Source organism: Deltaproteobacteria bacterium (assembly GCA_019308925.1).
Taxonomy (GTDB): Bacteria; Desulfobacterota; B13-G15; order B13-G15; family RBG-16-54-18; genus JAFDHG01.
The window spans coordinates 11,029-19,732 of sequence record JAFDHG010000074.1; the positions used below are offsets into that span (position 1 = coordinate 11,029).

The 8,704-nt window shown below is 48.9% G+C and carries 8 protein-coding genes; 1 reads left to right on the top strand and 7 read right to left on the bottom strand.

The window, feature by feature from the left end; genetic code table 11:
* Positions 1 to 317, bottom strand: a 317-nt coding sequence (locus tag JRI46_10945; protein MBW2040085.1) for a prepilin-type N-terminal cleavage/methylation domain-containing protein, incomplete at its 3' end; no start/stop codon positions are given.
* Between the two features lie 417 nt (positions 318 to 734).
* Here JRI46_10945 and JRI46_10950 point away from each other — a divergent pair.
* Positions 735 to 1,769, top strand: coding sequence for a sigma-54-dependent Fis family transcriptional regulator (locus tag JRI46_10950; protein MBW2040086.1), 1,035 nt, complete (start codon positions 735 to 737; stop codon positions 1,767 to 1,769).
* A 161-nt stretch (positions 1,770 to 1,930) separates the two neighbouring features.
* On the opposite strand, the gene JRI46_10955 is transcribed toward JRI46_10950, so the two are convergent.
* From JRI46_10955 to JRI46_10980, 6 genes are all read right to left on the bottom strand, one after another.
* Positions 1,931 to 2,206 carry a hypothetical protein gene (locus tag JRI46_10955; protein ID MBW2040087.1) on the bottom strand — a complete coding sequence of 92 codons (276 nt, stop codon included), beginning with the start codon at positions 2,204 to 2,206 and terminating at the stop codon, positions 1,931 to 1,933.
* A 268-nt stretch (positions 2,207 to 2,474) separates the two neighbouring features.
* Positions 2,475 to 2,879, bottom strand: coding sequence for a hypothetical protein (locus JRI46_10960; protein MBW2040088.1), 405 nt, complete (start codon positions 2,877 to 2,879; stop codon positions 2,475 to 2,477).
* The gene (locus tag JRI46_10965; GenBank protein ID MBW2040089.1) at positions 2,879 to 6,604 is read right to left on the bottom strand and encodes a PQQ-binding-like beta-propeller repeat protein; all 3,726 of its coding nucleotides are present in this window, start codon (positions 6,602 to 6,604) and stop codon (positions 2,879 to 2,881) included. The genes JRI46_10960 and JRI46_10965 overlap by 1 nt, the downstream gene beginning before the upstream one ends.
* Before the next feature lie 97 nt (positions 6,605 to 6,701).
* Positions 6,702 to 7,085, bottom strand: a complete 384-nt coding sequence (locus JRI46_10970; protein MBW2040090.1) for a hypothetical protein — start codon at positions 7,083 to 7,085, stop codon at positions 6,702 to 6,704.
* 52 nt (positions 7,086 to 7,137) lie between these two features.
* Positions 7,138 to 7,707 carry a pilus assembly PilX N-terminal domain-containing protein gene (locus JRI46_10975; GenBank protein ID MBW2040091.1) on the bottom strand — a complete coding sequence of 190 codons (570 nt, stop codon included), beginning with the start codon at positions 7,705 to 7,707 and terminating at the stop codon, positions 7,138 to 7,140.
* 12 nt (positions 7,708 to 7,719) lie between these two features.
* Positions 7,720 to 8,619 (bottom strand): PilW family protein, encoded by a 900-nt coding sequence (locus tag JRI46_10980; GenBank protein ID MBW2040092.1) that lies wholly within the window; start codon positions 8,617 to 8,619, stop codon positions 7,720 to 7,722.
* Positions 8,620 to 8,704 lie beyond the last annotated feature (85 nt).

An 8,704-nucleotide genomic window follows, 5' to 3' on the forward strand; every position in this document is an offset into this window, starting at 1 on the left:
TCTATCTCCACTCCCCTGTGAAGGGTGATCACTGATCCCTCTTGGCTCCACGAGGGTCCCCTCTGCAGCACAAAGGTCTCATTATCGAGATCCAACTGAATCCTATATTCCACTCCATCGCTGACTGCCTTTAGCCTGGCCAACTGGATGGTATCCGCCAAATCACTAGTTCCCCCCTTGATCCGGTACCGAGCCGCCCATTCGCCCATATTAGGGCTCACCATCAAGGCCATGATCGCAATGATGGTCAGGACTATGGCAAGCTCAAGGACTGTAAACCCCTTTTTAGAAATAAATATGCCCTTTTTTGTCCCCATAGTCCTCAAAACTCTTTACAATATAACCAGCATGTTTTATGCCAGCATCCCTTGTATATTTTAACACCTTTTATCACAGCGTATTTATTATCTTTTTGTTCCATTTAATTAATAATGCCAACTTCCTAAAAGGGTGTACTAAGGAACGAATATGCCCTTTTTTGTCCCTATATATGCCCTTTTTTGTCCCTATAGTCCTCAAAACTCTTTACAATATGACCAGCATATTTTATGCCAACATCCTCTGTATTTTTCATTATTTAACACCCTGTAACACAGCGTATTTATTATGTTTTTAGTCCCTTTCAGCTAATAATCCTGGCTTCGCCAAAAGGGTGCAATAAGGAATGGATTTTGCACCATAAGTCTATGGAATTACTACCATAGAATTACTTCCACAGATGAGAGGTATAAAAGATGATGGACAACCTATCTTTGCAGATTCAACATATGATGATCCCCCCCCTCCGGGAACTGATGGGACCAAGCGATGCAATTGGCCGGCTCATTTCCGAAGTCAACCGCGTGGCGAAATCAACTTTTAGCGTGGTCATCCTGGGACAAACCGGAACAGGAAAAGAGCTTATCGCCCGGGCCATCCATCACGCTAGTTCTCGATCAAGAGGCCCTTTTGTCCCTGTGGATTGCGGGGCAATTCCAGAAACGCTTTTGGAGAGTGAGTTGTTCGGCCACGAAAAAGGGGCCTTTACGGGTGCGGATCATCAAAAACCTGGCAAATTTGAAACGGCAGAAGAAGGAACCCTATTCCTGGACGAGATTTTAAATATGCCTTTAAGTTCCCAGGTGAAACTCTTGCGCGTGCTTCAGGAGAAAACGCTCTACCGTGTGGGGGGTACCAAGCCTGTGAACGTCGATGTCCGCCTCTTGGTCGCCAGCAACAAGGACCTCGAAGTCGCAGTTGCAGCAGGCTCTTTTCGCCGTGACCTCTTTTATCGGTTAAACGAGTTCATCATCCGGATTCCGCCACTTCAGGAACGTAAGGATGATATCCTCTATCAGGCCAACCGGTTTCTGGATATCACAAATATGGAATTGAAAAAGAGTGTGAGGGGGTTTTCGGAATCTGCCCTCGAGGCCTTGCTCGCTTTTAATTGGCCTGGGAATGTCCGACAGCTTCGATCCGTCATACGTCGGGCAGTACTCCTGGCCGATGAGATGATCACCGAAGAGCACCTCAATTTAAAGGATGTGAGTGTGCCTGATTTGGCTTTCACCCCGGAAGTTCAGGGGATGCCCTTCAACAATCTCTCCCTCAAGGAAATTGTGCGCCGCAGCACCATTGCCGTCGAACGGGATGTCCTGCTCCGGACGCTGCGTAAGACAGGAGGCAATAAGGCCAAGGCAGCTCGACTGCTTCAAATCGACTACAAGACGATTCACTCAAAGCTAAAAAAATACGGCATCACAATAGACGGAGATGAAGGTATGTAGTTAAAAAGGGGTTCAAGGATTCATCTTGAACCCTTGAATCCTGTCAATTCCACCAACTAAATTGGGAAAGTTCCAAGAAAAAAAGGGAGGGAGGGATGACTGCCTTCCATCCCTCCCTCTATAGGGGGTGAGAAGGAGGGAAAAATCGTTTATGTAATTACTTATGGTGTACTTTCACCCTGGGTACGAACACCATCTATCGGCTCTATTCTTACCTTGGCCCCGATATCCTCCAAAACGGTCTTGTACCTCTGGGCCTTTTTCAGGTCGATCCCGTTTTTTACTGTTATGGGCGCCAATCTCATCATCTTGGTAACGTTCTGAGCAGAGAGCTGAAAGTATGCCTGCAGGTTATTCACCAATTTATCCACCAGGCCAAAATTCTTGGCCGCTGGTCCCAGGAAGATGACTTTATATTTTTGCTCATTCTGCCCCATCGTCTCTCCTCCCTTTCAGCCAAACGTAAATCCTTCTTCCGAGACCTCATGTAATTAAAATGCATATTGGATGCCACAATCTTCTGAAATATCATATTTCTAATTTGTTAATTTTAAAGGGAAGTTGGCTATATGGAAGGATGGAGGTAGAATACCAAAAGGAATGAATGGCTCAATTTGTCCCTAGAAATGACAAAAAATGTCAGGACAAAAAACCCGCCTCACCGAAGCGTGTTATAAGGTTCTATTATCTACGATAATATTGCCATTACATGGGCAAGCGCTCTATATTGTAGATCTTACACCCCATTTCGTTGATCTTCTTAATCAAATCCAATCCTCTTATTCTCTCAATTCCCTCACCTTTCTCAGCGTTTTCACTTTGAACGGCCTCTGTGCAACGGACGAAGAAAATAACCCATACCGATCGCTTAAATTCGGCCCTCTCCCCTTTGCTGAAACGAAAGTCATCTGTCTGGAAGTCGTCTGCCAGCTCCCATTGAAGCCCCCCAATTATGGCCCATCCCTCTGTCAGATCGACGGCCTCGAGTCTTCCTTTTATCTGGTAGTGGTAGGTCTTTGTGGCCATTTCTTTCCCTTGGGCATGACCAATAAGGGGAAACACCAGTGCAAAGGCCACTAAATACAATATCATCACCTTAAGCCTTTTCACTAATCCATCACCTCCTTCCATGAGGTAATACCTGTCTCATAGGGGCTTCCAGGGGGATTAATGATTACAGTCACCCCTAATGGAAGATAGAGTATATTACCCAGGGCTATAGGACTGCCGCCAGCAAAACTCTTCCCCGACGGCATTTCGAGGATGGCGGCACCAACCGCCCTGTTGGCGGTGATCACTGTATCGCCCTGATCGATGGTTCCCTCTCCGGTGAGATCGAAGAGGGGAGTTATGGTAGAGGTGCCGCTGGTGTAATATACACCGTATACTCTGGACGTACCACCTGTAGTGCAAGGGTCGTTGGGATCATTGGATGGTTTATAGGTGAGGAAGAAGACTACCTCCCGGTAGACCAAAAAGTCTCCCAGGCACCTCTCCCTATCCTCCACGAGGTGGAAATACCAGCCTTTCCCTTCTACAGTGGTGGCTATATCCTGACTTGGATAATTTTCATGCACGATAGCATAACCGGTGAGACTTTCATTACCTGTAACCTGCCCCGAGATGATGACCCGGTGATCCAGATTGGATAGGGTAATGGTGCTGTTTGCCAGGATATACCCTTGAGTATCATCCCAATATCGATCATAGACCCCCACGGCCATAAACTTGCTTCTGTCTTCACCGCTGCCGTTGATGGTCTCTGTTATCGAGCATCCGTTCCCGCTGGGGCATGAACCACCCACAACACCTGGAGGACAGACAACGCCCTCATCGCAGCATACATTATCATTGTAACACAAGTACCTTCCAGTACCCACATAGATCCATAAACGGCCACCATCATCCAGAGAGACCATGGGCTTCATCAGTATGGGTTGATCAGCATTGGTTGGGCTGAGGGCAAGCAGCGGTTCTGGATTAGTTGCACCGGGATCTAGGCCAGCCACATCGATAATCCAACTCGAAGGTTGAGAATAGCTCTTACTTTCGCCGGATCCTGTAAAGGTCTTGATGCGCCACAGGTTTCCCTTGGCATCGCCGATGTAGATCACGTCCACACTGTAATCGAGGTCATAGTCCACGGCCACAGGCGAGCCGAAGAAGTTGTTGGCACCCCTAGTACCCAAAGAAATAGTCCTCACAATGTTCCCATTACTGGGATTGACAACGAAGATATAGCCATTTGTATCAGAGTAACCATCTGCAGTGGAATTTCCCTCACCATCCCTTGTCTTGGGGCCGGAGCCAAAGACCACGTACCAGTTGTTCTCCACCTTTACCGCAATGGGCTTAGAGGTTGTATAGCCAAACCGCTCATCATTGATCTCCCACTTCACTGCAGGAGGACTGCTCGGATTGGTGATATCCAGGGCGAAGTATGCCGACCTCAACCAGGTATCTGCTGTGCCGTCATCATCGGTATCCACGTGGACAGGGGTCCCTCCTAGCCTCATTCCCCCCAGCAGGATGAACTTCCAATCAGTACCCAGCTTCATCTCCCAGATCCTGCTGCTCAAATCGACGTAGAAGCAATGGCAATAGTTGGTATCGGCGAGCCACTTCAGATGAGGCAACAGATTATAGGGAATATAGGCCCAGAGTTCCTCTCCAGTGCTGGCATCAAAGGCATGGAGCATCCCGTCATTGGCCCCGGTAAATACGACCTCATCACGGGTAGTGTTTGCCCAGTAGAAGTCCCAGTATGTGCTATCCCCGTAGATCAGATCAAAGCGGGCAGAGGGTTTCCCGGTAAAGATGGGGCGAGCATGGATGATATCCCCCAAATAGTAATATCGCCCATCATCCTCCCAATACCTACTCCTGAGGTTGAACCCTCCAGGGGGATTGTCATTACCCCTGATGTAGGAGATCAGGGCGCTGACCTCTGTACTTTCATCATATGTACCATTATTATTAAAATCGACGTCAAAGTACTTCCCAATGGTAGTGGCATGGTCAGTGTCAAAGGGGACCTTGCTGCCAGAGATAAAGGTGGAAATGTTCCGGGAATCACTAACTGCCTTCTCGGCCACCTTGACGGCACCATCCCAGACAGGATTGTCATAAATCCCATCGTCATCCGTATCCTGAGCTGGGTCTCCATTGGCGTTGAGGATGTTTCCATCAGCATCCAGATTGAATGCCCGGATGTTCCCCCACCACAGATACTGCTCCGGATGTTTATAGTAGGGGATAAAGATCCTCCTGGCGCTCGAGGTGGTCTCAGAGGTAACGGCCACAGAGGAGGCGGATGCCGCACTGTGCACAATATCTTCAAAGATGTTCTCGAGGGCGGTGGCTATCTCATCAGCATCTTCCGCTAGGTAATAGTCCCCTCCCCCCTTCTCGGCCGCTTTATGTAACAACGTATCCCCAACGCCTACACTACCAAACATATAGACGCTGTAAAAGGCGATCGTCTGGTCGTTTGGAAGATCTGACCGGAGGTCTTGTGTATGGGCATAGTAGGCAACATCGTCCAGGTAGGCGGAGCCACAGGAACCATGCTTCTTAGAGTAGCAACTGGTGGGATCAGGCCAATTACAGGATTTGTCACCGCAGCTTGTATCCCCGCAATTAAAGGGGTATACACAGGGATCAGTCCAGTCATAGTCATAACCACAGCCAGCACCTGGTTTAGGGTCACACCCATCCCCATCATAATCCCGCAGCCATGAGGGTATTTTCAGATCCTGGGTCGTTTCTCCGTCGGTGAGCAGTACTATGTAGTTTTTGGCGCACCAAATCTTATTCTGGTAGTCTTCATTATAGAGGGGGTCCCTCTCCGGGTGTGAGCCATCAGCTACCGTATAATCACTGCTGTAATAGTAGGGGGATTCCTGCTGGAAATACCTGATCCCCTCATAGAGGCTCTCTGTCAAGGGAGTCCAGCTGCTTTTCTCACAGGTAGCGTCAGTACAGTTATATGTGTTCCAACTGCTTGGGTGCACGTAGTTGCGACTGAGATCGGCCACCAGCTCATTCAACTGCGTGGAATCGAGTTTCTTGACATACTTAGTGATGTGACCGCCGTCTACTATATTTGTATCCGTTGGGTCGATGTTAAAATACATCAACCCAAGCCGCACATCTCCTTCCAGATCGTGAAGGAGCCCTGTGGGCTCAAAGCCATCCGGAATCTTCACCCGAACGTTATATGTTCCCTTGCACGACCAACCCCGATAGACCTTCAACAGACCGCAGGTGCCACCTGATGCGGCGTCCACTGTCTGATAGAGATGGTTTCCCTGGCCATGGAAAGGGGTCTGATAAGGCGTAGTATTATCATTATAGTAATTATCATAACTACCTCCATAGGTTTCTACATTGAGAAACAGATATGTGTTGCTCCCCTCGGTCCTTCGCGCCCCCCCGATAAGGACATACTTCGCCATATCAACCCTCGTCATGCAGCACCAGTTGAGGAAATTGCCACTCCAATCACCACTACCAGATTCAGATTCATAAAAATATTTCCCCGAAGAGCTATAATTGTATCGCTTTGTGGGATCAAAGAACCCCTTATAGGACTTATTTCTATCGTAGGGTTCTTTGTAGGCATCTTCCTTCATACTGCCGGAGTTGTCGAGTATGACCAGGACATTGGGCAGCACTGTCACCCCTGTGCCTGAGGGAGGGGTGGCACAGGGGGCGGCAAAGGCCAGGGAAGATGGGACGACAAACACCACCAAAAGGGGAATAATCGCCTTAACTAAAAAGGAACGGGAAAATCGGGGTCTTGTAAATTTTGTTAAAACAGAAAATAGTGACATGACAGTACCCCCCTCATTAAATAATTTGCTTTACCCTCATCCTACCCGCACAATTTTCGTGATCTATGACAAAATTGCCATTACACGGGGGAGCGCTCTATGTAATAGACCTTGCACCCCTTTCGTTTAACTCCTTGATCAGATCCAACCTGGTTATCTTCTTAACCCTTTTACTCTGCCCCATGTTTACATCTTGATCAGTTACCTCTGCGCAACGGACAAAGAAAATGACCCGTATAGGTCGGCTAAATTCAACCCTAGTTTTCCCACCAAAATAAAAGTCCTCTGTCTTAAAATCTTCTGCCAGATCCCAGCGAAGCCCTTTGATCAAGGCCCAACCCTCTGTCAGATCGATGGCCCGTAAATTACCCTCCATCTTATAGAGTTTTGTGATCACCACTTTCTCCTGGGCAAGGCCGATAAGGGAGAATATCAGCACGAAGGCCAACAGACACGGTATGATCAGCTTAAGCCTCGTCATCAACTCATCATCTCCTTATTTAAGGTTAAATAATCCATTTCCTACCTCCCTCTTAGTGAACGACCCGGCGGTAGGTGGTCTTCACCCTGGACTGGGAGCTAGCCGTACCCGTAGATGTGGAGTCTATCTGGTAGTATAAAATCCACTTAGTCTCCCCTTGACCCCTGCCGTACTCGGCACTCGATCCAGGGATGCGTTCCCTCTTGATCCGATCGACATGGATCGTCATATTGCAGTTGCCAATGGTAGAGGCAACCCATGGGGATCTGTGATCACATACATCATCGGCTATATAAGTATTTTCCCAATTAGGGTCAAATCCTGTCACCTCATCCTGTAAGCTAACACCAAGATAATCATCAGAGTGCGGGGTAGCACCTCCGGGGAGGCTCTTGTTGTTGAGGATCAACTCGATTATCCTGCGACCGTAGTCTGTCCCCCCATCAGCAGCGTAGAAGGCGTCCTCCAAAAGCCTCTCGTTCCCCACAATCCTCGTCTCCACAGTAGAGGTAAAGACCGCATATACCCCGATAAGGGTGAGCACAATAAGAACAAGCAGGGCAATGATCAGGGCAGTGCCCTGTTTCGCCCTTAACCTTTGTAATACCATAGGCAATGACATGTAATCCCCTCCTTATAGACCCAGGTTGCGCACATGGGCCCTTGTGGTTAAGACCCTCCTCCTGAAACCGTCCGGACCATTGAGGGTGGTTGTATGATCTTCTAACGGGGGTTGGTTGAATTGGGCCTGAGCAGCAGCATCCTGCACGACGGCATCCTGCACATTGGTCCGGGCCACCACATTTACCTCCACCACCCGGATCGAGGAGATACTGGTAGGAGGGCTAGTGTGTGCGGCATCATGGCAGTACCATTGCCCACCATCATCTTGATAGGATATCTGGAGGTCCTCGACATTGAGGGCCAAAGGTTGATTGTTTTCGCGCAGCTCATTGCTCTGCACATTGTAAAGGATGGCCGGGACCACCCGTGTATCCGCTGCTGAGTAATTGTGCTGGAGAGAATAGCCGCTGGCAAAGGGTATGGTGAGATTCCCTGTGGCGTAATTGGTGGAGATCATCATCCCCTCGGTATTAGTGCCATCACTGATGATCAGGGCCTTAGTGGCAAAAAAATCGTCATTTCCATCCCCGTCAATGTCAGTTGTGGTCACTGTAATAGAGGTAGCACCTGAGCTGACATCAGCATTGAGCTCGGCAAAGAAGATATCCGAATCAGGCAAGGTCTGGATGACAGTGTGGTCGCTCACAAATATCCCGTCCGGTCCAGTGGAGCTGTTCACAGGTACCAGGGCGCAACTATTGGGCACGCCATAGCCCGCCATCCTGACATTCTTCACCAAGGTGATCAGGGACATGCGGGCGTTCTGCTGCATATCAGCCACGTTGTCCTGTACAGCATAGGTCCTCTGCTGGACCATAAAAAAGGAGTACATGGCCGCCACCAAGAGGGCGGAGATCACCATGGCTATCAGCAACTCAATCAAGGTAACGCCTCTTTCACCCCAGGCCATTATCCCCTCTCCTCTATAGGGTCTTCATCGTGGTGAACGCTATACTATGAGAGTTGCCAGGATGGGGCCACTCAACCTTCACGAT